This is a genomic window from Paracoccus bogoriensis (genome assembly GCF_019431455.1).
GTDB classification, from domain to species: Bacteria; Pseudomonadota; Alphaproteobacteria; order Rhodobacterales; family Rhodobacteraceae; genus Paracoccus; species Paracoccus bogoriensis.
This window is the reverse complement of the sequence record NZ_JAHYSR010000035.1, coordinates 1-26,168: the sequence shown is the minus strand read 5'-3', so window position 1 is coordinate 26,168 and position 26,168 is coordinate 1. Positions and strand designations below refer to the sequence as shown.

Sequence of the window (26,168 nt, the reverse complement as noted above, 5' to 3'; positions counted from 1 at the left end):
ACACCCCGAGCCTACGGCTCAGCGAGAGCAACGCCACCCCTCACCCCACGAAGTTCAACATCGGGCGGGACATTCCCTAGGCGACCAGCACCGTGCCGATTGGCCTGAAGGCGCGCGAGGCGACGAAGACCGGCACCTGCGAGGCGCGCACGATGCGCTCGAGGTTCGAGCCCAGATGGCCGGTGGCGAAATCCGCGCCCTCGCCGCGCTTGCCGATGACGATCGCGCGCAGGTCCGGTTCGGCCGGCCGCACGGCCTCGAGGATGTCGCCCTTGCGAAGATGCACCTTGATCGTGCCGACATTCTGCGCACGCAGGATCGCCTCGGAATCCTCGAGAATGGCGCGGCCGTGGGCCTGCGCCAGACGCGCGCGCTGCTCATCGGCCCGTGCCAGTTCCTCCAGCAGGGCCGAGCGCGCGCCAAGACCGATTGCACCGGACAGATCGCGCGGCGCGCCGCCCTCGCGCGGGCCGAGAACATGCATGACGTCCACGTCTGCGTTCAGTCGTCCCGCGATCCAGGCGGTGTGGTGGCAGACGCTTTCCGAATAGGCCGAGCCGTCCACCAGCGTCTCGGACGCCTCGTTCATGCCGATCAGGCTGACCTCGATACCCTCGCGGCGGAACTTCAGGATCGCTGCATCCAGCGCCTGCACCGAGCTGATGTCCCAGATATGCGCGCGGCTGACATCGATGATCACTCGCTCCACCACCTCGCGAAAGTCGAAGGCGGCCGCGAAAGCCTCGGCCGAGCCGTAGAACAGCTGGCCTTCGGCGATATAGGTCCGCGTGCGCCCGTCATCCGACAGGGTCGAGCGGATGCGGAACAGCTGCGCGATCTTGGCCGCGAAGAAGATCCCGGACAGCAGGACGCCGATGCCCACACCAATGGCGAGGTTGTGCGTCCACACGACCGTTGCGACTGTCGCCAGCATCACCACCGAGGACGAGCGCGGATGCGCGCGCAGGTTGAGGATCGAAGACCAGCTGAACGTGCCGATCGAGACCATGATCATGATCGCGACGAGCGCGGGCATGGGGATCAGGCCCACCAGATCGCCAAGCCCGACCACGAGGATCAGCAGCACCGTGCCGGCGGTGAAGGCCGAAAGCCGGCCGCGTCCGCCCGATTTCACGTTGATGATCGACTGTCCGATCATCGCGCACCCCGCGATCCCGCCGATGAATCCGGTCGCCGTGTTCGCAATGCCCTGGCCGATGCATTCCTGCTTGCGGTCCGATTTTGTGTAGGTCAGCTCGTCGACGATGTTCTGCGTCATCAGGCTTTCCAGCAGCCCGACGATTGCGATGGCCGTGGAATAGGGCAGGATGATCCACAGTGTCTCCAGCGTCAGCGGGATGTCGGGGGTCAGGAAGACCGGCAGCGTGTCGGGCAGCGCGCCCAGATCGCCGACCGTCCGCACGTCCCAGCCCATCACCAGCGTCAGCGCCGTCAGCAGGATGATCGTGACCAGCGGCGAGGGGATCGCCGTCGTCAGGCGCGGAAAGAGGTAGATGATCGCCAGGCCCGCCGCGACCAGCGCCCATGTCAGCCAGGTGACGCCGGGGGTCGCGAAGTTGAGCTCGGGCAGCTGCGCCATGAAGATCAGGATTGCCAGCGCGTTCACGAAGCCCGTCATGACGGACTTCGAGACGAAGCGCATGAAGCGCCCCAGCCTCAACAGCCCCATGCCGATCTGGATGAGCCCCGCCAGGACCGTCGCCGCCAGCAGATATTCGAGGCCGAAGTCACGGACCAGGGTGACCATCAGCATGGCAGTTGCCGCCGTCGCGGCCGAGATCTTGCCGGGCCGGCCGCCCACGAAGGCGATGAGCACCGCGATCGAGAAGCTGGCATAGAGCCCGACCTTGGGATCGACGCCCGCGATGATCGAGAAGGCGATGGCCTCGGGGATCAGCGCCAGCGCGACGACCAGTCCCGACAGCAGGTCGCCGCGGATGTTGCCGAACCACTGCGCGCGGTAGTCGGAGAAGGAGATCATGTTTGTTCCAATGACCCGGCACGGGAGGTCTTTCGCAAGACATTCCGGCAGCTGTTTCGGGTTCTTCAAAGGATTGTCCGGCGGATCGGCGGCCGGAAGAGCCACCCGGAGTTTCACCGGGTCCATGCTTGTTGTCGCCTGATAGCGCGGACCTGTCTCCAGGATCAAGCAAGCGAGCGCCCTATTTCAGTTGCAACCCTTCCGGCAACCTCCCGCTTACCTTTCTGGTGAGTGCTCGAGGAGGTGCCATGTCTCCGAAGGAGGATCTGGCCGCGGATCGCACGATGCTTGCGGCCGAGAGGACGTTGTCCGGGTGGATCAGGACCGGGCTTGCCGCGGCTGGCGTCGCCATCGGTCTGCATGCCGTCTTCGGTCCCTTCCAGCCGACTTGGGTGCCCAAAGCGGCTGCGACAGCCTTTCTGGTCGCGGCGCAGGTGATCTTCATCGGGGCATGGCTGCAACACAGCAGATCCAGGCGACGGTTGACGAACGAGGTGGCCCGCCTGCAAGCACGTGTCCGCATTGCAGCACTGGTTCTTCTTCTCAGCGTCGGAAATATCGCAATCGGCGCCGTCCTCTGGTTCATCTGAAACAGTCATCACGCCACTGGTTGGGAATGGACGTAAGCGCCGCGAGGACAATCCAGCGGCCGTGGCGAATTGGGGTTCGAGAGCAGCGGCTTACCGAACCGGAACTCAAGCCGCTCCGAGAAGATGATCGTTCTGTAGGCAGAAGGACCGGAACAACTGTTCATGGCTTCGATGCTCAGCACGACTGCCGTTGTGCTCGCGGTGGCGCAGCAAGCCCCGCAGGACGGGCAGGCCTGCCGGCAGATGACGCAAGTCGTGCAGGAAAAAGACCAATTCCAGCAGACATGACTTGATGAAGCGACCAGGGCCGCGGAAAGCGATGATCCCCGGCGCTGCGCTCGTTATGTCGCTCAGGCCGAGCAGACCATGGCCCAAGGCAACAAGGCAGAGCGTATCGAGGGCCGGATCGTCGTGACCCAAGAGCCGCCGAGTGTCGCCGTCGAGCAGCCCGCGCCCGAGGTCAACGTGACCCAGTCCGAGCCGCGCGTGTCCGTCGCCCAGCCTCAGCCCGAGATCATCGTGCGCATGCCCGACCCGCAGGTCTCGGTGGAGACGCCCGACCCGCAGATCGAGGTGAACCAGGCCGAGCCGCGCGTCAGCGTGCAGCAGGGCGAGCCGCAGGTGGATGTGGCCGTGGAAGACACTCCCGAACACGAGGGCCAGCCGCAGGCGGATGTCCAGGTCCAGCAGGATACCACTCAGATCCGACTGCAGCAGCAACAGGGCGAGCAGGCGCAGGTCGACCTGCAGCAGGCGCAGCCGCGCGTGACCTATGAAGCGGCCGAGCCGAACATCGAGTTTTCGGGCGGCGGCGATCCGCAGGTCCAGTTCACCGAGAGCGGCGAGCCGAACATCTCCTTCGCAGGACAGGACGGCGGGCAGCAGCAGGCGGGCCAGCAGCAGGCCGCCCAGCAGCAGGCGGGCACGCAGGCGACCGAGCAGCAGCAGGCCCGTCCTCCTCAGGCGCAACGACAGGCCGGAGCCGGTGACGACGCCTGGCGCGGCGGCCGGCAGGCGATGTCGGCACCGCAGGTCCAGCTTCAGGGCTACGAGCGGGCCGAGCCTTCGTCGCTGTCTGTCGTCAACCTGATGAATGCAAATGTCTATGGCGCCGGCGACAACAACATCGGCAACGTGCAGGATGTCGTCGCATCGCAAGGCGGAGAGGCCGAGTATATTGTTCTCGACATCGGCGGCTTCCTCGGTCTCGGGGCGCACACCATTGCCCTCGGCATGGACGAGGTGTCGGTCCTGCACCGCGGCGGGAACGATCTGCGGGTTTATGTGGACGCGACGCGCGAGCAGCTCGAGCAGATGGCCGAATATCAGGGCTTAGCAATATCAGCGAAGGGCCGGGGGCGAACACGCTCCCGGCCGATCCTGTTACGGGAGTCGAGCATGAAGACGATCACGGTCAGCGCCAGCCTTCTTATTCTTGGGGCAAGCGCAGCGTCGGCACAGCCATGTCCCGCCGCCGTGCCCTCTGGCCCGCAGGACCGGCTGGAAGAGCAGGCGGCGCGCTGCAATGTCACGCCTGCCTGAAATCCTTCGTCCTCACCCTGACGCTGTCGATATGCAGGTCGGGGATGTAGATGTCGCGCGGGCTTGGCGGCGGGGCGCTTGTCGCGCTGCGGAACTCGTCGCCGCGGCCATGGGTCAGGGGGAAGGGCCCGCCGCGCTGGCCGATGCTGGCGAGATCGGCTGAGAGGTCGGTGATGCGCTGGACGACGAGGTGGACCACCTCGCCCTCGCGTTGCACGTGGCCCGCGACGGCGATCATCCCGGCGCCCAGGATCGTGCGGCGGTTGGCCTCGAAGACCTTGGGCCAGACGACCAGGTTGGCGATGCCGGTCTCGTCCTCCAGCGTGATGAACATCACGCCCTTGGCCGAGCCCGGGCGCTGACGGACCAGCACGATGCCCGCAACCTCGCAGCGCAGGCGGTTGCGAGCGGCCATGGCCTCGGCGCAAGGGATCATCCGGCGACGGGTCAGATCCTCGCGCAGGAATGCCACCGGATGGCGGCGCAGCGACAGGCCGGTATGGCCGTAATCCTCGACCACCTCGCGGCCTGCAGGCATCGGGCGCAGGGTCACGGGGGGCTCGGCATCCCCGGCCGGCGTCGCGGCGAAGAGGGGCAGGTCACCGTCGCGCAGGGCCTTCAGCTGCCAGAGCGCTTCGCGGCGGGCGAGGCCCAAGGCCGGGCGGAAGCCGTCCGCCTCGGCGATGCGGGTCAGTGCCGCCACCGGCACCGGCGCGCGGCGGCGCAGATCCTCGACCGAGGTGAAGGGCTCGTCGGCGCGGGCCAGCACGATCGCTGCCGCACGGGCGTTGGCAAGGCCCTTGACCATCCGCAGCCCGAGCCGGACAGCGAAGCGCCGACCGTCGCCGAGCGGCTCCAGGGTGCAGTCCCAATGCGAGGCGTTGATGCAGACCGGGCGGATTTCGACCCCATGGTCGCGCGCGTCGCGCACGATCTGGGCGGGGGCGTAGAAGCCCATGGGCTGGCTGTTCAGGAGCGCCGCGCAGAACACGTCCGGATGCCAGCACTTGAGCCAGGCCGAGGCATAAGAGATCAGCGCAAAGCTCGCCGCATGGCTTTCGGGAAAGCCGTAGCTGCCGAAGCCCTCCAGCTGGCGGAAGGTGCGTTCGGCGAAGTCGCGGTCGTAGCCGCGCGCCGCCATCCCCTCGATCAGCTTGTCGCGGAACTTCGAGATGCCACCGGTGAACTTGAAGGTGGCCATGGATTTTCGCAGCATGTCGGCCTCGCCCGGCGTGAAGCCCGCGCATTCGATGGCGACCCGCATCGCCTGCTCCTGGAAGAGCGGCACGCCGAGGGTCCTGCCCAGCACCTTCTCCAGTTCCGGGGTGGGGAAGGAGACGGGTTCATGGCCCGCGCGCCTGCGCAGATAGGGATGGACCATGTCGCCCTGGATGGGGCCGGGCCGGACGATGGCCACCTGCACGACCAGATCGTAGAAGGTGCGCGGCCTCAGACGCGGCAGCATCGACATCTGCGCCCGGCTCTCGATCTGGAACGTGCCGAGCGTGTCGGCCTTGCGGATCATCGCATAGGTGCGCGGATCCTCGGCTGGGATCGAGGCCAGATCATGGCGGATGCCCTTATGCTCGGCCAGAAGCTGCAGTCCCTTGGCCATGCAGGTCAGCATGCCCAAGGCCAGCACGTCAACCTTCATGAAGCGCAGCGCCGCGATGTCGTCCTTGTCCCATTCGATGACCTGGCGATCCTCCATCGCCGCGGGCTCGATGGGGACCAGGTCGTCCAGCCGGTCGTGGGTCAGCACGAAGCCGCCGGGATGCTGGCTGAGATGGCGGGGCGTGCCGCGCAGCTGGGCTGCCAGTTCCAGCGTCAGGCGCAGGCGGCGGTCGGCGGGGTTGAGGTTCAGCGCGCGCAGGTCGTCATCGGTGATCCCCTCCTCGGACCAGGCCCAGATCTGGCCGGAGAGCGTGCGGATCAGGTCCTCGGGCAGGCCCAGGGCCTTGCCAACATCGCGCAGCGCGCCCTTGCTGCGATAGCGGATCACCACGGCGGTCAGCGCGGCGCGGTCCCGGCCATAGGTGCGGTAGATCCACTGGATCACCTCCTCGCGGCGCTCATGCTCGAAATCCACGTCGATATCGGGCGGCTCGCGGCGCTCCTCGCTGACGAAGCGCTCGAACAGGAGATCGTTGCGGCCGGGATCGATCGAGGTGATGCCGAGGACGAAGCAGACGGCCGAGTTCGCCGCCGATCCGCGCCCCTGGCACAGGATGCCGCGCGAGCGGGCGAAGCGGACGATGCTGTGGACCGTCAGGAAGTAGGGTGCGTAATCCAGCCGCTCGATCAGGCGCAGCTCGTGGCGCAGGCTGGCGGTGACCTCGGGCGGGACGCCTTCGGGGTAGCGTTCGGCCGCGCCCTCCCAGGTCAGCCGCTCCAGCATGGCCTGGGCGGTCACGGCGGGATCGTCGCGTTCCTCGGGATACTGGTATTCCAGCTCGTCGAGCGAGAAGCGGCAGGCCTCGGCGATCCGGGCGGTGCGGGCCAGCGCTTCGGGGTAGCGGGTGAAGAGCCGGTGCATCTCGGCGGGCGTCTTCAGATAGCGGTCGGCGTGACGCTCGCGGCGAAAGCCCAGGGCATCGACGGTGGTGTTGTGGCGGATGGCGGTGACCACATCCTGCAGGATGCGACGATCGGGGGAGTGGAACAGCACGTCGTTGGTGACCACCGTGGCCACGCCCATCTGCGTGGCGAGGCTGGCCAGTTCGTGCAGCCGCAGCTGGTCGTTCGGGCGGCGGCGCAGGGTCAGCGCCAGATGGGCGCGCTCGCCAAAGGCCTCGCGCATCCGGCGCAGCTGCAGCGCGCAGAGATCATCCGCCCGGTCCGGGATCAGGATGCCGATCATGCCCTCGCAGGCGGCGGCCACGTCGGGCCATTCCAGATGGCACTTGCCCTTGCCGGCCCGCCCCTTGCCGAGGGACAGGAGACGACAGAGCCGCGCATAGGCCGCCCGGTCGGTCGGATAGACCAGCAGGGACATGCCGCAGGCCAGGTCCAGCCGGCAGCCGACGATCAGGCGCACGCCAGTCTCCTTGGCCGCCAGATGGGCGCGGACGATCCCCGCCAGGGAGTTGCGGTCGGTGACGGCCAGGGCCTTCATCCCCATCAGGGCGGCGGTGGCGAAGAGCTCCTCGGCCGAGGACGCACCGCGCAGGAAGGAAAACTGCGTCGTCACCTGCAATTCGATGTAGCCGGGCGCCGTCATCCGAAGATCCCGTGCAGGAACCAGCGATGGGATCCGGTGGCACTGTCCTCGCCATCGCCCTGTCGGAAGATCCAGTAGCGCGCGCCGGTCTCGTCCTCGATGCGGAAATAGTCGCGCACGGCCTGCGCTTCGGCTTCGCGCTTCCACCATTCGCCGAAGATGCGCTCGGGCCCGTCGGCGCATTGCACATGGCGGCGGATGCCGCGCCAGAGGATCCAGCGGGGCGGATGGTCAGGAAGCAGCGCCATCGTCTCGATCGGCTCGGGCCGGGGCAGCAGGCGGGCGGGACGCGGCCAGTGATCGGGCCAGGCCCCGAGATCGGGCGCGACGGGCGCGGGCTCCGCAAGGGGCGGGATGCGGATCGTCGCGCGCTCGGGCACCTCGCTGGCCACGGGCGCGAAGCGGAAGACCGCGCGCGGCCCCAGCCGGTTCGACAGCGTGTCGATCAGACCCGACAGGTCCGGCGCGCCCTCGTCCAGCAGCGTGCTGGCCTGGCGGGGCGACAGGGGCTCGGCGATGGTGGCGGTCAGGGTCATGATCTCGATCCCAAGACCGGGGTCGAGCGTGACGATCCGGTCGCAGAGAAGCCGGGTCAGCCGCGCCGGGTCGCGCTGCGGGACGGCCAGTCCCACGCGCAGCGTCTCGGTTCGGTTGTCGATGCGCGAGCAGAGCAGGTCCAGACGCCGCGCGCCCAGACCCTTGGCGGCCAGCGCTTCGCAGAGCCCGACCACCAGCTTGCCGATAGTGCGGGCGATGGTCTCGGGCGCGGCGATGGGTTCGGCAAAGGCGCGGCGGATCTCGATCAGGCCTTCGGGGCGCAGGGGCGCGATCGGCTCGGAGGCCAGCCCCCGTGCCTGGTCCAGACGCCGGCACAACTCCGCGCCGAAGCGGCGCGTCAGGGGTGCGCGGGGCTGGTCCATCAGGTCACCGATGCTCGCAAAGCCCAGAACCCGCAGACCGGCCGCCATGGCGGCGGGCAGGCGCAATGCCTCCAGCGGCAAAGGTGCCAGAGCCGCGTCCGCGCCGCCGGGCGGAACGATGGTGACGGTCCCGGCCCCCCATCGTGCCAGCGCATGGGCCGCGCCCCAGCTGTCGGCGATGGCCAGCCGCGCGGTGATCCCCGACAGGGCCAGCTTGCCCGCCAGCGCCTCGAGCATCGCGGCCTCGCCGCCATGCAGATGATCGGCGCCGGTCGAGTCGATGACGATCCCGTCCGGCGGATCGACCGCGACGATGGGCGCGACCCGCTGCAGGAGCCAGAGCGCCAGCCGCTCGAGCGCCCGGGCATCCGCCGGCCCATCATCGGGTTCGATCCGCAGATCCGGCACCAGGGCCTGGGCGCGTGCGACGGCCATGCCGGGGCGCAGGCCAAAACCTTGGGCGGCGGGACAGGCGGCGGTGACGACCCGCCTGCTGCCCGCCCGGCCCGCGATGATCAGCGGCCTCTCAGCCGAAGGCGCGCTGCCCGCCTGCCGCTGTCGCCGGTCGATCGGCCACATCGGCAGGAAGACCGAGATGACCCGTGCCATCGCATGCCTCCAGTTCCAGATCGAAGGATTCGCCCGCCCGCGCCCGGATCAGCTCCACCAGCCAGCGCGCCCGGCCGATCCCCGGCACGGGCAGCGGTGCCGAGGGCAGTTCCGAGACCCGCCACCGCGTCATCGCCGCCGTTGGCTGCCCGAAATCGCTGGCATCGGCCTGCCTGCGCCAGCGCCTGAGCGCGATGCCGATCGTGCCCGTGCCCTTGGCCGCCAGGTGCAGGCGACGCGAGGCGGTCATCGACAGCCGCGCCACATCGCCCACCACCGCGCCGAGGCCGCCATGGCGCAGCCCTTCCTCCATCGCGGCCAGGACCGAGACATCGTCGCCCGCCTCGACATGGATGACCCGCTCCGGCGGCAGGCCCATCTGCGCAAGGCCCGGCGCGAAGAGATCCGCCTGGCTGACGCACCACAGGACCTGGCCCTGGCACCGCGCGGCAATGCCCGCCACGAAGCAGGTCGCCGCCGCGCCATCCACGGCGCCGTGGCCCCCGCCCGCGACCTCGTGCAGCGCCCCGCGCGCCAACCCGCCCTGCGGCAGCCGCCGGTCCAGCGCCGGCAGGCCGAAGGGCAGGACGCCGTGCTGGCGCGACCCCGAGCCGTCGATCTCTCCGATCCGGGCGCGCAGGTCGGCCAGGGTGGGATGGGCGGCGGGCATGGGTGCGGGCTCCTGCGAGTCGGGTGTGGGTGTGTCTTGACAGTTCCGTTTTTGTTCTCGCCGTCCCGTCCTGTCAACTGCGGCGGAGGCGATCCGGGCAGGCGATGCGCCGCCCCGCCTGCAAGGCTCTGGAAAGGCGGGATTCAAATCGGGGGATAAGTCGCCAGCCGCCGATGCGACCGGCGTCACGCCTGGACATTGACTCCGGGGCGGGCCGGGCCGAAGATCGGTCACAACAGCAGGAGGGCCGGCCGATCTGCAATCTCTACAATGTCACGACCACGCAGGAGGCGATGATCCGCCTCGTCGAGGGGCTGACCGACCGGGCGGGCAATGTCGCCCCGGGCAGCGTCTATCCCGACCAGATGGCGCCGATCATCCGGCATGGCCAGGCCGGGCCGGAACTGGTCAAGGCGCGGTGGGGCATGCCCTCCCCGCCATCGGTGCTGAAGACCGCCCGCGATCCGGGGGTGACGAATGTGCGCAACCTTTCCTCTCCGCATTGGCGCCGCTGGCTCGGCCGCGGCCATCGCTGCCTGGTGCCGGTGACGAGCTTCTCCGAACCCCGAGGCAAGGGGCTAGGCGTGCAATGGTTCGCGCCGCGTGACACGCAGACCGCGATGTTCTTCGCGGGGATCGAGACGCGGGGCTGGACCTCGCTCCGCAAGGTCAAGGATGGCGAAACGGTGGACGATCTCTACGCCTTCCTGACCTGTCCGCCGAATGCCGAGGTTGGCCGCATCCATCCCAAGGCCATGCCGGTGATCCTGACCCGCCCCGAGGAATGGCGGGCCTGGCTGGACGGCATCCGGGCCGAAGATCTGCAGCGGCCTCTGCCGGACGGGGCGTTGGCGCTGGTGGACGGGCCGGTGTGACACCCGCCACCCCGGCTTGACAGGCCAAGCCGCGCCCTCTACTCACCCCGGCCCGACCGTCCAGAGGAAGCACAAGCATGGCGCAGCAGGCCCGCGGGCTCGGGATCGATTTCGGCACGTCGAACACGGCCGCCGGCTATCTGCGCGACGGGCGGCCGCATCTGGTCCCGCTGGCGCCGGGGCGCACGACCATGCCGACCACCTTCTTCTTCGACCATGACAGCCGCCGCATGCTGATCGGCGAGCCCGCCAACCAGGCGCTGCTGGCGGGCGCCGAGGGGCGCTTCATGCGGGCGCTGAAGCGGGTGCTGGGCACCTCGCTCATGCATGAGCGCCGCCAGATCCTGAACGAGCGCGTCACCTTAGTCGACATCATCGCCCGCTTCCTGGCCGAGGTGCAGGCGCGGGCCGAGGCCGAGGCGGGGATGCGCTTCGACCGCGTCCTCTCGGGCCGGCCGGTCGTGTTCCACGGCGCGGGCGATCCGCGCGAGGCCGCGGCCGAGGCGGATCTGCGCGCCTGCTATCTGGCCGCGGGGTTCCGCGAGGTCGCCTTCATGCCCGAGCCCGAGGCCGCCGCTATCGCCAGCGGCGCGCTGCGGCCGGGATCGGTCGGCCTCATCGTCGATGTCGGCGGCGGCACGTCGGATTTCTCGCTGTTCCGCGCGGTTCAGGACGGGGTCGAGATCCTCGCCAATCACGGCGTCCGCATCGGCGGCACGGATTTCGACCGCGCGATCAGCATCGACCGGGTGATGCCGCTTCTGGGCAAGGGCAGCGCATTGCGCAAGGTGATGGGGTCGGGCGCTTCGCCGGTGCCGAACGCGATCTTCAACGACCTGGCCACATGGGAGAAGATCCCCTTCCTCTACACGCCGCAGAACCGCCGGATGGTGGCCGAGATGCTGCGCCTGGCCCATGAGCCCGAGAAGCTGGCGCGCCTGGCGCGCGCGCTCCAGGACGAGCTGGGCCACGATCTGAGCTTCGCCGTCGAGCGCGGCAAGATCGCCGCCAATGTGGGAGATGCGGCGTCGATCCTGCTGGACCCGCTGGAGGCGGGCCTCGCCGTGCCCCTTTCGGCCGAGGCCCTGGCCGAGAGCCTCGGCCGCCATGCCGAGGCACTGGCCGAGGGCGCGCGTGAGACGCTGCGTCTGGCCGATCTGGACGCCGCGCAGGTGGAGACGGTGATCCATGTCGGAGGCTCCAGCCTGATGGCGATGGTGTCCCGCGCCATGCAGAGGCTATTCCCCGAGGCGCAGCACCAGACCAGCGAGGTCTTCACGGCCGTTGCCGACGGGCTGGCCATCGCGGCGGGCGGGTGAGGGATAGCCGACGCGGTTGGCGACGTGCCCCCGCCTGCGATGAATGCTTCGCGACGGTTGCAGTCGGCTCCGGAGAGATCGAGCGCCACCGGCCTGGCATTCCGGCCCCGGCGGCGGCAGGCGGATGCTGACAATCTCACCCAGCCTACCAAGGTGGCGACCCGCTGACGGGTGTCCGGACTGCCTCCGGCGTCTCTGCACGTGCCAAGCGCTGCCTCGTGGAGCTGATCTAGGCTCGGGCAAGCGATTCCTGCGATCTCGATCCGGAGGCGTGCGCTGGAGACGGTCCTGCGCGTCGAGATGGGCATCGCAGCAGATGCCAGGGCATCGGAGCGGCTGGCGTTGCAGGTCTCGCGCCCCAAATGGCGGATCGCGGCCCAGTGGCCTTCGCCCAACACAGCGCTGCGCCCGAGGGCCTCGCCAACCCCGCTGGTGGGCAGGTGGAGCAGCACGGGACTGAACGGACCACGAGGGCGGCGGGCGCAGAAAGTCGGCAGCCGCAGAGTTGCGCTCGTGGCAAAGACTTCCTCCTGAAAATCCATATCCCGCCTCCCGTTCTTCCAATCTCGCCTTGGCGCCAACCAGCGCGATCAACCTGCCAGGCACCCGTCAAGGTCCAGCGATCTGCCGTCCTGGAGAGACTAGCCGCTCGGCGTGAAACGCGAAACCCGCCCGGATCTCGCCGTTGCGGATAGTGCCAGCGTAACGGGGGTAACAGGCGCTGTTACGAAATAGTTCCGTGAATTCAATGCTGTAACGGCGTAACGCCTGTAACGCCGGGGGAGAATGTATTTATGTGCCCGTATGTGCGTATGCATAAGCGTATGTGTAGGCGGGTATGTATGTATATATGTTACACTGTTACACAATACATTTATTTATTTAACTTCAATAGCTTGAGCGTATCGAAGAGCGTAACGCCAGCGTAACGGCCGTTACGGCGGGGGAGAATAGGATTATTCACTCAAAATCAGTTGCTTGGAGGATTTCAGCCATTGAATGTCGGGCTTGGGCGGTCATCGCGCGGGGCGCCGGTCGGGCAATTCCCCTACCGGATTTCCAGTCGGGCTCGAACGGCGGGTCATCCGTCTCGACGGGAGGAAGGGCACAGCAGATCGCGTCAGTGAGCGAAGATCGTCCATTTGATAACGAAAATGTTATTTCAAATGTCCTGTTGACACGGTGATTCGCGGCCGCCAGACTCACCTCATGCTGCGGCACATGCCGGGCAGGCCTCGGCAGGGCATCTCACCTCCCCGCCAAGGCCCTAACCTGTCAATCTTCCTTGGAGACTGACATGGCTACCGAGCCCTCTAGCATCGCGCCCTGCGCGGCGAAAGCGCCTATATGGGCGGTTACTCCCTACGGGCGGCGGTTCATTGCCCTGCTGAACGCCTGGGGCGAGCACATCACCGCAGAGCGTATCCTGGCATGGACCGAGCCCACCGATCCCCGTCACGGGCGGGCGCAGGCCCGGGTCGAGGAGGCCCTGCCGGGCTTTCATGACGCATTGCTCGCCATGACCGAAGCCACGCCGTCCGACCCGCTCGACGAGCCTCTGCGCCGGATGGTGTTGCTCGTGGCGAGGCTTGTGCGCGAGAACCGCGCCTCGGCCTTCACCCGCTACGAGACGCTGGCGGGCGATCTCGCACCGTTCTTCGTCGTGCCCGGCGAGAGTCCTGCGGTCGCTGAGGTCCGCAAGATGCTCGTCGCAGCGGAGCGCCGCATCGCCCTGATGGCGCGGCTGTCCCGCTCTCGCGCCGAGGGTGCCGCGCTCGAAGCCGAGCTTCTCGCGGCCTGATACCTTCCCTGACCGCTGACAGTCCAGGCTGATCCTCCGCACTCGCGCGGGCGGCAATGCCGTGCTGCCTGACGCCTTGGCGTCCATCGCCAAGGCGCGGCGCGCTGCCCGGCTGTCCTTTTCCATTTTGCAAACCCGAACGGGAGGACCACGCATGTCCTTTGACGACTTTGATCCGACCGACCCTGGCGGCAAGGAAGACCATCCGATCTATGACCGGGACATCCCGGACCATTGGCACTATTGGGCCACCGCGCAGGGCTATGAGATCGTCGCACGCGTGATCGACAAGAACCATCTCCTCTTGCGTTGCTGCGCATGCGGCGGCCGCATGATCTCCAAGGTCTTCGTGCTGCGCACAGGCACGCCGCGCTGCCCGCATTGTCTGGAGGATCGCCGCAAGCGCCTGTGTGTCGATGCTGGCGTCACCTTCATCGAGGCGAACGGATCGCACGACTTCCGGATCCGGCTGCGCTGCGGGCACGAGACGAGCCGGCAGCAGGAGTTCCTTGAGCGCGTCAGAGCGGGACAGACCGAGATCCGCTGCGACGCCTGCCTCGAGGCGCGACTTGAAGCCGAAGCGCGCGGCCGCGGCTGGACGCTGCTGGACCCTGATCCCAAGGGTGATCGAAACTATCGGCTGTATCGTCACGAATGCGGGCACACGCAGCGGGTTGCGATCGTGAACATGCAGACGGGCCGTTTCACCTGCCACGCCTGCAGCGACACGTGGACGAACGATCCCAGCCTCATCTACTTGATGCGCTTCATTCTGCACAGCGGCCGGATCGCCATCAAAGCGGGATTTTCTCGCAACCCTGCCTCGAGGCTGCGTTATCAGCTCGTCACGGATCTCGAACAGAATGCCGAACTGCTCCGGGTGATCCCGGTGCCAACAGGTCACCAGGCAATCTGCTACGAAAAGCGGTTGCACGTGACCCTGCGCAGGCACTTTCCCGATGCCGTTCTCGATCGGGCAGAGTTCGAGGGCGAGGTTCGTGTTCTCTCGGAACTCTACTGCGCCAGCATTGAGCCTGAGGTCTTGGCGTTGCTGGACGATATCGAGCTGCGGGTCAGGTCGCTGGCAAAGCGCGGGGCGAAGCTCGCCCGGCGCAGGGCGCGGCAGGACGCCCGCCGCGCGAGGAACCGTCAGCGTCGCAGGCGCACGGGCGGCTCTGCCAAAGCAGGTTGACCGGAAGCGCCGACCACGCCCCCCACCCAAGTCCCTCCGGAGGTCCCGATGACCAAGCCTGACACGGGGACGGCTGCGCCGTCCCGCCCCGCCTGGCGCGCATACGCCGCCGCCATCCTGAACCGCGCGCGCGAGATGGAGGCGCGCACCGATGCCGAGCGCGCCACTCTGCTGGGCGACCATGACGCTGCGGATGAAGTCCTGCCCCGGCTGCCCGGAGACGCCGCCGTCTCGTTCACGTCACCGCGCGACCAGGTGATGATCCTCTGCCTCGCGGCCACGATCGGCAGCGGAGATCGGCTGCGGGCAGAACTGCAGCGGGGTGCGATCGTCGCGATCATCGGTCTGCCCGATGATCGGCTCACGGATGCGCGTCGGCTTTTGCCCCTCTTGCTTCCGCCGGGCTGGCGGATCGCCAGAAGCGCGCACGAGCGCCGACGTCCCGGCGCGGTCGCGGTCGTCGAGCCTGCACCGACCTATAACGGTTATGCCCAGGAAGGTCTGACCAGGATTCTCGAAACGGCCCTGACCTTCAATGTGCCGGTTGTGCTGCTGCTGCCCGAAGACCTGGCCGCGGCCAAGGCTCCCGGAGGGGCGGAGCTGCCGCTCTGGCCCTTCCGCCGGATGGATCGCGAGATCGTGGCCGAGCTTCTCGCGCTGACCTGGCCGCAGGCCGACCCTGCCGCTTTGCGCGAGCGGCCTCCGCCGCACGATCAGCTGGCCGTGATGCCGATGCTGCCCCTGATCCTGTCCCTGCGCAGCAAAAGCGTCGAGGACGCGGTGCGGATTCTGCGAAACACGACGGGCACGTCCGCAGCGCGACCCCGACAGGACGACCTGAAGGCGGGCGCGACCGGCATGGACCTGCCAGAGGGACGGACACAGCCCGGCATTCGTCTGGCCGAGCTTGCCGGCCTCGGCGCCGCACGTGACGTGGCCCTCGGGATCGTCGAGGATCTGCGCGCCTGGCATGCAGGCGAGTTGCCCTGGGACGCGGTGCATCGTGGCCTGCTGGTGGTGGGCCCGCCCGGCTGCGGCAAGACCGAGCTGGCCCGCGCGATGGCGCGCGAACCCGGTATTCATCTGGAAAGTGCCAGCTATGCGCAATGGCAGTCCCGGGGCCATCTCGGCGACCTCATCCAGGCGATGCGCGCGAGCTTCGCCGCAGCGGCCGATCAGGCGCCGTCGATCCTGTTCCTCGATGAGCTTGACGCCTTCGGGTCGCGGATGGGAGGGGGCATCACGCAACACCAGAGCTACGACACCAAGGTGATCACCGCCCTGCTCGAGCAGCTCGACGGAATTGACGACCGGGTGGGGGTCGTCATCGTCGCCGCCTGCAACCACCCTGGGGTGATCGACCCGGCGGTCTTGCGGGCCGGTCGTTTCGATCAGCGCGTTACGCTGCGCCTGCCGGACGCCGAGGCGCTGGCCATCATCCTGCGCCAGCATCTCGGGCCTGACCTGCCCGAGGCGGACCTTGCCATGCTCGGGCAGATGGCCCTCGGCCTCTCGGGCGCGGATTGCGCCGCCGCTGTCCGGGCGGCCCGCGCCGCCGCGCGGCGGCAGAAGTGCCCGTTGACGGCCGAAGATCTGCGCGCCGCCCTCGTGCCGGACCATCTGGCCCTTCCGCCAGAGATGCGCCGCCGGGCGGCGATCCACGAGGCCGGCCATGCGGTCGTGATGACCGCGCTCGGCCTCGGGCAGGTCAAGGCCCTGCGGCTTGGCCCGAATGGCGGCGAGACGCGCATGCGCTGGTTCGACTCCGACTCGACACGGGACCTGCTGCAGCGGCGCTGCGCCGGGCATCTCGCGGGGCGCGCGGCCGAGATCCTCCTGCTCGGCACGGCCAGCGGCGGCGCAGGCGGCACCGAGGACAGCGATCTGCACCAGGCAACGCGACTGGTGATGCAATGCGAGATCACCTTTGGCCTCGGCAGCATGGGTCATCTCTCCGTCGGTGCGCCGCCGCCCACAACGGCGCTGCTCTCGCTGCCGCCCGCCACGCGGCAGCAGATGCAGCGCGATCTGGATCAGGCCTTCGGGCTGGCGCTGGAGGTCTTGCGCCAATACCGGCCGCTTCTGGAGAGCCTGGCACGGGATCTCGAGATCCGCGGGTTCCTTCTGGAAGCAGACCTGGCATTGGCTCTGGCGCCCGTCGCCGGGAGTAATGCGGACCGTCATCTGCCGCCCGAACACGCCGGGGGCGCCGAGCGATGAAACCGGTCAGTCAATCATACCCGGTTTCTTTCCGGTTCCGGGACCGGGCTCGGAACCGCGCGCCAGGATGACCGCGCGGCATGGGACAAGGAATATCGCATCCTTTCGGCGTCGCACCGATGGCTGAACCGGGTGATCGGTCCCCTTCCCAGCCCAGTGCAGGAGGTCTGGAGGGCCTTTATCGACCAAGATCACCGTAGCCCGGACATTCTGGAGGTTCTGGCCGGTTCAAGAACCTAAAAAACCGTGCCGGAAATCGCCCCTCTTTCCCCAGCATGTGCTGGTCCCGCACCGTTATCCACAATCAAGTGCGGCGGGAGGATGGGCGGTTTCGCGGACGCGCCCTAAAATGGAGAGGTCGCGGCGGCATAGGGTTGACCACGCGATCTCCGAGGGGAGCCGCGGATGGATGGCCTGAACAGCATCACCTCTGCGGCCCGACGGAAAGACTGTCAACCTGAATTGAACCAGGAATACGTCACAGGAGAGACGATGCAGAAGAAGCACCCCGCAGCCGATGTCAGGCTGATCACCAAGCACGAGCTTTGCCGCCGCCTGGCCGCCAGCGAGGCCTCGATCGACCGTTGGCTGCGCGCTGATCCCGGCTTCCCGCAGCCGCGCCGCCTCGGCCCCGGCTCGATCCGGTGGGTCGAGGACGAAGTCGTCCGCTTCATCCGGCAGCTGGCGCATGTGGCCTACGATGATCATTCTTTTGATCCGACGGGTGAGCTGGCCCCGGAGGATCTGTGAGCACCCTCCGCTTCGAGGTTCGGCTGATGCCCGACGAGGCGAAGGCCGTCCTCGCCGACATGCGCCTGCGGGGCGCGGCCAGCCGCGCGGATTATCTGCGCGACTGCCTGCTGGCCGGGCGCGCAGGTCGGGCCGACCGGCTGACCGAGGAACTGGGCCTGCTCGGCCTCGTGCTGAACGACATCGCGCATGCGGCGCCCGCGGGCGGTGACGTGTCTGGCGGCGATCTCGCCCGCCTTGTCTCCGAGGGCGCGGCGCTGATCCGCCGGATCCTGCGGGACCTGAACCGCAGGGGGTGGGAGTGAGGCCGCACGTGTCCTTCCACGACTCCGTCGCGACCGTGCTGGGCTACCTGACCCAGACCGACAAGCCCGGCGCCCTGCGCCCGCCCGAGCCGATCGGCGGCACCATCCCCTGGCTTGGCCTCGGCCCGACGCTCCATCACGCGCAGCGCATGCCGCGCCCGTCGCGCCATGCGAAGAATGTCCTTCACGTGACGCTCTCGCTGCCGGACGGGATGATCGCGGACCGCCCTGCCTGGGTGGAGATGGCGCGGATGGCGATCGGCGGGTTGTGCCTGCCGCCGCGCCGCATTCCCTGGCTGGCGTTCCGGCACCGCGACACGTCCTGCGATCACCTGCACATGATGCTGATGGCCGCGACCTTCGCGGGCCGCCCGCTCGGCCTGCCCGATCTGCAGCGGCGGTGCGATGAGGTTCATGTCCGCCTCTGCCGCCATCTCGGCCTCACCCCGCCGCGCTATCACCGGCCGGCGGCAGGGCCGCGCCTCGCGGTGTTCTGCCCGTCGCGCCGCCTGCGCAGCGCGGGCCGGCGCCGGATGGCCTCGGACATTGGCACCGCCCTGGTCCGGTGGCAGCCGACGAGCCTGCCCGCGTTGCAGGCGGCCCTCGTGGCCTCCGGCTCCCCGGTGCGGGTGGAGGAGGTCAGGAAGGACGATCACCGCGTGATCACGTTCAGGCTGGGCCAGACGCAGGTTCCCGGCCGCGCGCTCAGCGATGAGCTGGACCGGTTCAACCTGCTGTCGATCCTGGATCATGCGAGGCGATCCCGCCGTCTTCGGGGCCTCATCGACCAGCGTCACCTGTTGGCGGCCCTGGCCTCGGCCGATGCCGCGCTGCGGGACATCTATGAAGGGATCAGGAATGACCGAAACCACCGAACCGCCGCCCCGGGCCGCAACGACCCCCGAGATCATGCAGGCCCTGCGCCTGCTTGTGGACCGTCAGCAGGAGATCCGGCACCTCTCCGGCGAGACCCACGAGACGGTCCTGCCGCTGACGGCGCTTCTGGACCTGCTGCATCGACCGCAGGATCAGGAGGAGCTGGGTCGGCAGCTGGCGGAAGCCCTGCGCCAGATCCTCGTATCCGTCCAGGGGGCCGCGCGGGACACGGCAGCCCTGGTCTCGGCGCAACGCGACCTGCGGCAGGAGGTGCGGACCCTCGGATCGCGGCTTCAGACGATGGAGGCGACGCAGCAGCGCCTGAACCGCGGCCAGAGCGCGCTGGACCAGGCGATCACCGCACTCGGCGACGACCTGTTCGCAGACGAAGGCGCGCCCTGGACTTGCTCCTGCTCGCGCGGCGCATCTGTCGGGGGCTTGGTCTGGCAGCCTTCCCCACCATCCGCCGCGGCGACCACTCCGTCAGGATCGGCTTCGACGACGGCAGCGCGGTCCGCATCCACCCGGACATCGTTCTCCTGGCGCGGCCCGGCCCCGCCCGGGCGTCCATGGCGCGGAGCTTTGCGCGGGCATTGGCGCAGGCGAAGCGCTGGATCAGCGGCCCGGAGGAGATGGCATGGCCGAGGCCACGCCCCGGCGGCCCCGCAACGCCGCTTGCCGGAACCGCGGAGGCGCTGCGTGCCCACATGGCCGCAAGGCTGCGGGGATGCAGGCCGGTCTGCCTTGCCGAGGCCCCCTCCCTGCGCCAGCGGGCAGCTGCGCTCTGGAAGGACTTCGTGGGGTCCGGTCCCGATGTGGCGGCGCGAACGGACGTGGTGGTCGTCCTGACACCGCAATGCCTCGGCGCGTTGGGAACCCCGGACGCCCTTACCCTGGAGCGGATCGAGGCGCTGTCGGCAAGACACCCCGGGATCACCGTCGCGGCCGTCCTGACGCGGGGCGGCGTGCCTCGCCTGCTGTCGATGGACCGGCCCAGAGAGTTTGTGCGATCACGTCTGAAAGCGGAGGGCATCACGGTGGAACTGGACCCCGCCGATCAGAACGATCATCCTGACCTCGGCGTTCACTAGCTGGCCTAAATACCTGTCCGGAGTGGGGACGGATCAGGCGCTCGGAAAGATGCAATGCTACCCCGGTCGCTACCCCGCAGCCGGTTCAGGGAAAAAACAACCGTAAGATCATAAACTTGGAAAAGGGAAGTGGCGGAGACGAAGGGATTCGAACCCTCGAGACGGTTTCCCGTCTGCACCCTTAGCAGGGGTGTGCCTTCGACCACTCGGCCACGTCTCCGCCGACCCGTATAGGGAGATTGCCAAGGGCGGACAAGTGCTTTCTGACCCCGCTTTGCGGCATGCACGAAACCGTCCGGTTTGACTTGCGCCACATGCCAGCGGGTGCGAGGATCGCTCTGGGCAGACGGCATGATCCGCGCAGATCGGCATGTGGCCCCCCCGGCGGTGTGGACCCAGGACGGGACCTTGGCCGGGCCTGCGCGGTGGCGCCCGGCGGGGCTACGGATGATGACAGCAGGAGACATGCCATGACCGATATCCGGTTTGATTTCAACGGCAGGATCGCGCTTGTGACGGGGGCGGCCTCGGGGATCGGGCGCGACATCGCGCTGGAACTGGGGGCTTCGGGGGCCTCAGTCCTGGTCAGCGACCTGGATGGCGCGGCCTGCGACCGCGTCACCGCCGAGATCAGGGATGCAGGCGGCCAGGCGCGCAGCTTTGCGGCCGATGTCACTGACGAGGCGGCCCTGAAAGAGGCCGTCGCCTGCGCCGAGGCAGAATGGGGCGGGCTGCACATGGCGGTGAACAATGCCGGGATCGGGGGGCCAAGCCTGCCCACGGGGGAGTATCCCGCCGATGACTGGCGGCGGGTCATCGATGTCAACTTGAACGGCGTCTTCTACGGCATGCGCTGGCAGATCCCGGCCATGCTGCGCGCGGGGGGTGGCTCGATCGTCAACATGTCCTCGATCCTGGGCTCGGTCGGGTTCGCCAATGCCGCGCCCTATGTCGCGGCCAAGCATGCGCTGCTGGGGCTGACGCGGACGGCGGCGATGGAATATGCGGCGCAGGGCGTGCGGGTGAACACGGTCGGGCCGGCCTTCATCGACACGCCGCTTCTGTCGGCCAACCTGTCGCCCGAGATGATGCAGGGGCTGGCCGCGCTGCATCCGATGGGGCGGATCGGCACGCCGGCCGAGGTCTCGGCGCTGACGCTGTTCCTGCTGTCGGGTCGCGCAAGTTTCATCACTGGCAGCTATCATCTGGTCGATGGCGGCTACACCGCGCCGTAGGGGATCGCAATGGATCAGCACAAGCCATGGGCGCAAACCGCGCCAGATATTCTGCGCTCCCTTGACAGCAGGCGCGACGGGCTAAGCAGCGCCGAGGTCGCCGAAAGACTGGCGCGGCACGGGCCGAACCGCCTGCCGGAGCCGCCGCGCCCTTCGGTCATCGTGCGGTTGGCGCGGCAGTTCAACAACCTGCTGATCGTCGTCCTGATCGTCGCGGCGGTGATCACGGCGCTGCTTGGCCACTGGATCGACACCGGCGTCATTCTGGCGGTGGTGCTGGTCAATGCCGTCATCGGCTTCGTGCAGGAGGGCCGGGCCGAACGGGCGCTGGAGGCCCTGCGCGACATGCTGGCGCCCCGCGCCTCGGTCCTGCGGGACGGAGTGCGGCAGGGGATCGACGCGGCGGCGCTGGTGCCGGGCGACATCGTGCTGATCGAGGCGGGCGACCGTGTTCCCGCCGATCTGCGCCTGATCGAGGTCGCGGGCCTCACCGTCGAAGAGGCGATGCTGACCGGCGAATCGTTGCCTGTCCGCAAGCACACCGCGCCCGCCGCCCCTGATGCCGCGCTTGGCGACCGCCGGTCGATGGCCTTCAGCGGCACGATGGTGGCCGAGGGCACAGCGACCGGCATCGTCACCGCGACCGGCGCCGAGACCGAGATCGGACGCATCAGCGGCATGATGCAGGCGGTCGAGGTGCTGACCACGCCTCTGATCGCGCAGATGCACCGCTTTGCGCGCGTCTTGACCGGCTTTGTGCTGGCGGTGGCGGCCGGGGTGCTGGCCTTCACCGTGCTGGGGCGCGGCATGGCATTCGCCGACAGCTTCATGGTCGTGGTCGGCCTGATCGTCGCTGCCATCCCCGAGGGCCTGCCCGCCGTCCTGACCGTCACGCTGGCCATTGGCGTTCAGCGCATGGCGGCGCGTAACGCGATCGTCCGCCGGCTTCCCTCGATCGAGACGCTTGGCGCGGTCTCGGTCATCTGTTCGGACAAGACCGGCACGCTGACCCGCAACGAGATGGTCGTGACCCGCATCCTCACGGGCGCGGGCGAGGCAGGGATCGAAGGGCAGGGCTATGCGCCCGAGGGTGCGGTGAACGGCCCGGCCGAGCCCGCGCTTGGCCGGATCGCGGCGCTCTGCAACACGGCCGAGTTGCGCGACGAAGGCGGCTGGCGAGTCGAGGGCGACCCGATGGAGGGCGCGCTGCTGGCGCTGGCTGGCAAGCTGGGCGCGCCATGGCGTGACCGGCCCGTGCCCGACGCGGCCATCCCCTTTGACGCGCGCTATCGCTACATGGCGGTGCTGCATGACGGGATGGTGCTGGCGAAGGGCGCCCCCGAGGCCATTCTGGACCGCTGCGACAGCGTGCTGGGCGCGACCGGCGCATTTGATGCGGCGGAATGGAAAAGCCGGGCGGATGCCATCGCCTCGGACGGAATGCGGGTGCTGGCCCTGGCGCAGAAGCCACATGCGGGGTCGGGGCTGTCGCATGACGATCTGGCCGGGGGGCTGGTTCTGGTCGGTCTGGTCGGCCTGATCGACCCGCCCCGCCCCGAGGCGATCCGCGCCGTTGCCGATTGCCACCGGGCCGGCATCGCGGTCAAGATGATCACCGGCGATCATGCCGGGACCGCCGCCGCCATCGGCCGCCAGATCGGCCTGCGCCGCTGCGACCGCGTGCTGACCGGGGCGCAGATCGATGCGCTGGACGACGATGCGCTGATCGGCGCCGCGCAAGCGACCGACATCTTCGCCCGCACCAGCCCCGAACACAAGTTGCGGCTGGTCACGGCGCTTCAGGCACCCGGTGCCGTTGTGGCGATGACCGGCGACGGGGTGAACGACGCGCCCGCGCTGAAGCGCGCCGATGCGGGCATCGCGATGGGCCAGAAGGGATCGCAGGCCGCGCGCGAAGCCTCGGATCTGGTGCTGGCCGACGACAATTTCGCCTCGATCGCGGAAGCGGTGCGGCAGGGCCGGACGGTCCATGACAACCTGAAGAAGGTGATCGCCTTCCTGCTGCCGGTGAATGGCGGCGAAAGCATGAGCCTGATCATCGCGATCCTGTTCGGGCTGATGCTGCCCATCACGCCCCTGCAGATCCTGTGGGTGAACATGCTCAGTTCGGTCGCGCTGGCCATGGCCCTGGCCTTCGAGCCGCCCGAGCGCGGCGTCATGGCGCGCCCGCCGCGCCCCGCGAACGCGCCGATCCTGTCGCGCTTCATCCTGTGGCGGGTGATGCTGGTCTCGGTCCTGTTCTCGATGGGCATCTTCGGCCAGTTCGCCGCAGCCCAGGCGATGGGCGCCGATCTCGACACGGCGCGGACCATGGCGTTGAACACGCTGGTCGCGATGGAAGTGTTCTACCTGTTCTCGGTCCGCTACCGCCACGGCCTGTCGGCCACCGCAGAGGGGGTGCGCGGCACGCCCGCGGTGCTGGTCGCGCTGGCCGTGGTGCTGGGCTTGCAGGCCTTGCTGACCTATGCGCCGCCCCTGCAGGCGCTGTTCGCCACGGCGCCGCTTGGGCCGGGGCAACTGGCCGCCTGCGCGGCGGTGGGGGTGCTGCTGCTGGCGGTGCTGGAATTCGACAAGCGCGCCGCCGCATGGTGGAAGCGCAAACCCGAGGGGATCGCATGAGGGTTCTGGTCTTCAATGCAGGCAGTTCCAGCCTGAAATTCGGCCTGTTCGACGGGGACCGACAGATCCTCAAGGGCAGCTTCGACCGCTTCCGCGAGGGCGGCTGCGATGTCGCCATAGACGGCCACAGGGGCCGGGCGCCCCATGGTGATCTGGCCGCTGCCATTGCCGCCGTGCCGGGCGTGCTGGCCGAACGCGGCCATGCGGCCATCGACGCGGTCGGGCACCGCTTTGCCCATGGCGGCCCGGATTTCACCGGCCCCGCCCTGATCGACGAGGCCGTGATCGCCGCGATCGAGGCGCAGACGCCGCTGGCGCCGCTGCACAATCCGGCCATGCTTCAGGCGATGCACCTGGCCCGCAGCCTCTGGCCCGACCTGCCGCAGGTGGCGGTTTTCGATACCAGCTTCCACCTGACGAACCCGGCCCGCGCGACGACCTATGCCGTGCCTGCCGCCTGGCGCGCGGCGGGGCTGCGGCGCTACGGCTTTCACGGCACCTCGCACAAATACGTGGCCCATCGCGCGGCCGAGGCACTTGGCCGCCCCCTGACCGATCTGCGCATCGTCAGCGTGCATCTGGGCAATGGCGCCAGCGCCTGCGCGGTGCAGTTCGGCGCCAGCATGGACAGTTCGATGGGCATGACCCCGCTGGAGGGGCTGGTCATGGGCACGCGATCGGGCGATGTGGACCCTGGCGCATTCGGCTTCCTGCACCGCCAGCTTGGGCTGGACATCCCTGCCATCGAAGCCGCGCTTTACGCCGAAAGCGGGCTCAAGGCGCTGGCGGGCAGTTCCGACATGCGCGATGTCGAGGATCGCGCGGCCTCGGGCGATCCAGAGGCGCAGCTTGCGATCAACCTCTATGCCTATCGCGCGCGCAAGTATATCGGCGCCTATGCGGCGGCGATGGGCGGGCTGGATGCGGTCGTCTTTACCGGCGGGATCGGCGAGAACTCGGCCTCGATGCGGCGGCGGATCTGCGACGGGATGGGCTTTCTGGGCCTGATGCTGGACGAGGATCTGAACCGCGCGCCGGACCTGACAGACCGCAAGGCGCCGCAGATCCAGGCGCAGGGCAGCCGCGTCGCCGTGATCGTCACCGAAACCGCCGAACAGCTGATGATCGCGCGCGAATTGCGCGAACTGCTGGCCCGTCCGCGCCCCGTGCCGCACCCTGTGCCGCGTGCCATTCCGGTGGCGGTCTCGGGGCGCCATGTCCACCTGACCGTCGATGCCGTCGCGGCGCTGTTTGGTCCCGGCTACCGCCTGACCGAGGCCGCGCCCCTGCGCCAGCCCGGCAACTGGGTCGCCGCCGAACGCATCGCGCTGGAAGGGCCCAAGGGCCGGCTTGAGCGTGTCGCGATCCTCGGCCCGCTGCGTCCGCGCGTCCAGATCGAGGTCTCGCGCACCGACAGTTTCGCGCTTGGCCTTGACGCGCCGGTCCGCGACAGCGGGCAGCTGGACGGCACGCCCAGGGTGCGGCTGATCGGGCCTGCCGGCGTGCTGGACAGCGACGGTCTGATCGTTGCCGCGCGCCATATCCACACGAACCCCGCCGATGCCGCTGCGATGGGTTTGGCCGATGGCGACATGGTCGATGTCGAGGTTCAGGGCGGCGGATCGCGCGGTCTGGTCTTTGGCCGGACCTTGGTCCGCGTCTCGCCCCAGGCCGTGACCGAGATGCATATCGACACGGACGAGGCGAACGCCGCAGGCATCGCAGGTGGGGCCGAGGGGGCGCTGGCGCAGGACATCCAAGCCCGGCCCGTTGCCTGATTCTCAGGCAATCGGCCGGCCCGCCGCCCTGAATGGGCGGCGTTCCGCTTGACGCTAACCGCCAAGTCTGCCCACGGTAACGGCAAAACGTCCAACAGGGGCTGTTGAAAAAGCACCATGCCTCTGATTCACTTTGTGTATCGGAGGATGGGAGGCTGCGATGCTGGGTCGGAAGGAGCGCGGGCAACTGGAGCTTTTCATCACCGGGTCGTCGCGGGATCTGATCCCCGATGACCATGTGCTGGTGAAGATCGATCAGGTTCTCGTCCTCTCGTAGCTTCGCGGCGAAGTGGCCGGTCTCTATTGCGCCGAGAACGGTCGCCCTGGCATCGATCCCGAAGTTGCCGTGCGCCTGAACCGCCCCTGGTTTACCGGAGAGCAAGACACTCAAGGGATGAGCCCTATGAGCAAGCAGAGATTCACCCCCCGCCTATCCGGCCGAGCTTCGCGAACGCAGTGTTCGGCTTTTTCGAGAGAACCGCGCCGAATACGCGAGCGACACGGCCGCCTACAAGGCGATCGCGCCGAAGCTT

The 26,168-nt window shown here is 68.5% G+C and carries 18 protein-coding genes, 1 tRNA gene, 1 pseudogene and 1 other annotated feature; of the genes and pseudogenes, 15 read left to right on the top strand and 5 right to left on the bottom strand.

Annotation, left to right across the window (positions count from 1 at the left end):
- Nucleotides 1-76: 76 nt before the first annotated feature.
- Nucleotides 77-2,002 carry a SulP family inorganic anion transporter gene (locus KY389_RS14190; protein WP_343222971.1) on the bottom strand — a complete coding sequence of 642 codons (1,926 nt, stop codon included), beginning with the start codon at nucleotides 2,000-2,002 and terminating at the stop codon, nucleotides 77-79.
- A 71-nt stretch (nucleotides 2,003-2,073) separates the two neighbouring features.
- Nucleotides 2,074-2,129, bottom strand: a sequence feature (sul1 is cis-regulatory element that is thought to sense ions involved in sulfur or methionine metabolism; They are found in Alphaproteobacteria).
- A 121-nt stretch (nucleotides 2,130-2,250) separates the two neighbouring features.
- Here KY389_RS14190 and KY389_RS14185 point away from each other — a divergent pair.
- The 3 genes from KY389_RS14185 to KY389_RS14180 all read left to right on the top strand — a co-directional run bounded on the left by KY389_RS14185 (nucleotide 2,251) and on the right by KY389_RS14180 (nucleotide 4,134).
- On the top strand, nucleotides 2,251-2,592 hold the full coding sequence (locus tag KY389_RS14185) for a DUF202 domain-containing protein (RefSeq protein WP_219831638.1): 342 nt from the start codon (nucleotides 2,251-2,253) through the stop codon (nucleotides 2,590-2,592).
- Between the two features lie 162 nt (nucleotides 2,593-2,754).
- Entirely contained in the window at nucleotides 2,755-2,880 is a 126-nt protein-coding gene (locus KY389_RS15695) for a hypothetical protein (RefSeq protein WP_281426545.1), read from the top strand.
- A 78-nt stretch (nucleotides 2,881-2,958) separates the two neighbouring features.
- Complete coding sequence (locus KY389_RS14180) at nucleotides 2,959-4,134, top strand: PRC-barrel domain-containing protein (protein ID WP_219831637.1); 1,176 nt, start codon at nucleotides 2,959-2,961, stop codon at nucleotides 4,132-4,134.
- Here the strand turns inward: KY389_RS14180 and KY389_RS14175 are convergent.
- Genes KY389_RS14175 through KY389_RS14165 form a run of 3 tightly spaced genes read right to left on the bottom strand, consistent with a single transcriptional unit; the run spans nucleotide 4,121 to nucleotide 9,553 of the window.
- Entirely contained in the window at nucleotides 4,121-7,354 is a 3,234-nt protein-coding gene (locus KY389_RS14175) for an error-prone DNA polymerase (protein WP_219831636.1), read from the bottom strand. The genes KY389_RS14180 and KY389_RS14175 overlap by 14 nt on opposite strands.
- Complete coding sequence (locus tag KY389_RS14170) at nucleotides 7,351-8,883, bottom strand: Y-family DNA polymerase (protein WP_219831635.1); 1,533 nt, start codon at nucleotides 8,881-8,883, stop codon at nucleotides 7,351-7,353. Before KY389_RS14170 ends, KY389_RS14175 begins: the two co-directional genes overlap by 4 nt.
- Nucleotides 8,801-9,553, bottom strand: coding sequence for an ImuA family protein (locus KY389_RS14165; RefSeq protein ID WP_219831634.1), 753 nt, complete (start codon nucleotides 9,551-9,553; stop codon nucleotides 8,801-8,803). The genes KY389_RS14170 and KY389_RS14165 overlap by 83 nt, the downstream gene beginning before the upstream one ends.
- Before the next feature lie 197 nt (nucleotides 9,554-9,750).
- On the opposite strand from KY389_RS14165, the gene KY389_RS14160 reads away from it, so the two are divergent.
- The 8 genes from KY389_RS14160 to KY389_RS14125 all read left to right on the top strand — a co-directional run bounded on the left by KY389_RS14160 (nucleotide 9,751) and on the right by KY389_RS14125 (nucleotide 19,982).
- Nucleotides 9,751-10,428, top strand: a complete 678-nt coding sequence (locus tag KY389_RS14160; RefSeq protein ID WP_343222972.1) for an SOS response-associated peptidase — start codon at nucleotides 9,751-9,753, stop codon at nucleotides 10,426-10,428.
- Between the two features lie 77 nt (nucleotides 10,429-10,505).
- The gene (locus KY389_RS14155; RefSeq protein WP_219831633.1) at nucleotides 10,506-11,747 is read left to right on the top strand and encodes an Hsp70 family protein; all 1,242 of its coding nucleotides are present in this window, start codon (nucleotides 10,506-10,508) and stop codon (nucleotides 11,745-11,747) included.
- Nucleotides 11,748-13,044: 1,297 nt separating this feature from the next.
- Nucleotides 13,045-13,548 carry a hypothetical protein gene (locus tag KY389_RS14150; RefSeq protein WP_219831632.1) on the top strand — a complete coding sequence of 168 codons (504 nt, stop codon included), beginning with the start codon at nucleotides 13,045-13,047 and terminating at the stop codon, nucleotides 13,546-13,548.
- A 154-nt stretch (nucleotides 13,549-13,702) separates the two neighbouring features.
- Complete coding sequence (locus tag KY389_RS14145) at nucleotides 13,703-14,740, top strand: GIY-YIG nuclease family protein (RefSeq protein ID WP_219831631.1); 1,038 nt, start codon at nucleotides 13,703-13,705, stop codon at nucleotides 14,738-14,740.
- Nucleotides 14,741-14,788: 48 nt separating this feature from the next.
- On the top strand, nucleotides 14,789-16,960 hold the full coding sequence (locus KY389_RS14140; protein WP_219831630.1) for an AAA family ATPase: 2,172 nt from the start codon (nucleotides 14,789-14,791) through the stop codon (nucleotides 16,958-16,960).
- Between the two features lie 492 nt (nucleotides 16,961-17,452).
- Nucleotides 17,453-17,710 carry a helix-turn-helix transcriptional regulator gene (locus tag KY389_RS14135; protein ID WP_219831629.1) on the top strand — a complete coding sequence of 86 codons (258 nt, stop codon included), beginning with the start codon at nucleotides 17,453-17,455 and terminating at the stop codon, nucleotides 17,708-17,710.
- Nucleotides 17,707-18,015, top strand: coding sequence for a hypothetical protein (locus KY389_RS14130; protein WP_219831628.1), 309 nt, complete (start codon nucleotides 17,707-17,709; stop codon nucleotides 18,013-18,015). Before KY389_RS14135 ends, KY389_RS14130 begins: the two co-directional genes overlap by 4 nt.
- Before the next feature lie 8 nt (nucleotides 18,016-18,023).
- Entirely contained in the window at nucleotides 18,024-19,982 is a 1,959-nt protein-coding gene (locus KY389_RS14125; protein ID WP_219831627.1) for a hypothetical protein, read from the top strand.
- 130 nt (nucleotides 19,983-20,112) lie between these two features.
- On the opposite strand, the gene KY389_RS14120 is transcribed toward KY389_RS14125, so the two are convergent.
- Nucleotides 20,113-20,202: transfer RNA gene (locus KY389_RS14120), tRNA-Ser, on the bottom strand.
- A gap of 250 nt (nucleotides 20,203-20,452) precedes the next feature.
- Here KY389_RS14120 and KY389_RS14115 point away from each other — a divergent pair.
- The 4 genes and pseudogenes from KY389_RS14115 to KY389_RS14100 all read left to right on the top strand — a co-directional run.
- On the top strand, nucleotides 20,453-21,217 hold the full coding sequence (locus KY389_RS14115) for an SDR family NAD(P)-dependent oxidoreductase (RefSeq protein ID WP_246588150.1): 765 nt from the start codon (nucleotides 20,453-20,455) through the stop codon (nucleotides 21,215-21,217).
- A gap of 9 nt (nucleotides 21,218-21,226) precedes the next feature.
- Nucleotides 21,227-23,857, top strand: a complete 2,631-nt coding sequence (locus KY389_RS14110; RefSeq protein WP_219831626.1) for a cation-translocating P-type ATPase — start codon at nucleotides 21,227-21,229, stop codon at nucleotides 23,855-23,857.
- Entirely contained in the window at nucleotides 23,854-25,635 is a 1,782-nt protein-coding gene (locus KY389_RS14105) for an acetate/propionate family kinase (protein ID WP_219831625.1), read from the top strand. Before KY389_RS14110 ends, KY389_RS14105 begins: the two co-directional genes overlap by 4 nt.
- 160 nt (nucleotides 25,636-25,795) lie before the next feature.
- Nucleotides 25,796-25,990 (top strand): annotated as a pseudogene (locus KY389_RS14100) (transposase); the annotation flags it as partial.
- Nucleotides 25,991-26,168 lie beyond the last annotated feature (178 nt).

What these genes read in the sequence shown, in the direction of transcription:
- KY389_RS14190 (WP_343222971.1), bottom strand. Translation starts at nt 2,002, where the DNA reads ATGATCTCCTTCTCCGACTACCGCGCGCAGTGGTTCGGCAACATCCGC.
- KY389_RS14185 (WP_219831638.1), top strand. Translation starts at nt 2,251, where the DNA reads ATGTCTCCGAAGGAGGATCTGGCCGCGGATCGCACGATGCTTGCGGCC.
- KY389_RS15695 (WP_281426545.1), top strand. Translation starts at nt 2,755, where the DNA reads ATGGCTTCGATGCTCAGCACGACTGCCGTTGTGCTCGCGGTGGCGCAG.
- KY389_RS14180 (WP_219831637.1), top strand. Translation starts at nt 2,959, where the DNA reads ATGGCCCAAGGCAACAAGGCAGAGCGTATCGAGGGCCGGATCGTCGTG.
- KY389_RS14175 (WP_219831636.1), bottom strand. Translation starts at nt 7,354, where the DNA reads ATGACGGCGCCCGGCTACATCGAATTGCAGGTGACGACGCAGTTTTCC.
- KY389_RS14170 (WP_219831635.1), bottom strand. Translation starts at nt 8,883, where the DNA reads ATGGCACGGGTCATCTCGGTCTTCCTGCCGATGTGGCCGATCGACCGG.
- KY389_RS14165 (WP_219831634.1), bottom strand. Translation starts at nt 9,553, where the DNA reads ATGCCCGCCGCCCATCCCACCCTGGCCGACCTGCGCGCCCGGATCGGA.
- KY389_RS14155 (WP_219831633.1), top strand. Translation starts at nt 10,506, where the DNA reads ATGGCGCAGCAGGCCCGCGGGCTCGGGATCGATTTCGGCACGTCGAAC.
- KY389_RS14150 (WP_219831632.1), top strand. Translation starts at nt 13,045, where the DNA reads ATGGCTACCGAGCCCTCTAGCATCGCGCCCTGCGCGGCGAAAGCGCCT.
- KY389_RS14145 (WP_219831631.1), top strand. Translation starts at nt 13,703, where the DNA reads ATGTCCTTTGACGACTTTGATCCGACCGACCCTGGCGGCAAGGAAGAC.
- KY389_RS14140 (WP_219831630.1), top strand. Translation starts at nt 14,789, where the DNA reads ATGACCAAGCCTGACACGGGGACGGCTGCGCCGTCCCGCCCCGCCTGG.
- KY389_RS14135 (WP_219831629.1), top strand. Translation starts at nt 17,453, where the DNA reads ATGCAGAAGAAGCACCCCGCAGCCGATGTCAGGCTGATCACCAAGCAC.
- KY389_RS14115 (WP_246588150.1), top strand. Translation starts at nt 20,453, where the DNA reads ATGACCGATATCCGGTTTGATTTCAACGGCAGGATCGCGCTTGTGACG.
- KY389_RS14110 (WP_219831626.1), top strand. Translation starts at nt 21,227, where the DNA reads ATGGATCAGCACAAGCCATGGGCGCAAACCGCGCCAGATATTCTGCGC.
- KY389_RS14105 (WP_219831625.1), top strand. Translation starts at nt 23,854, where the DNA reads ATGAGGGTTCTGGTCTTCAATGCAGGCAGTTCCAGCCTGAAATTCGGC.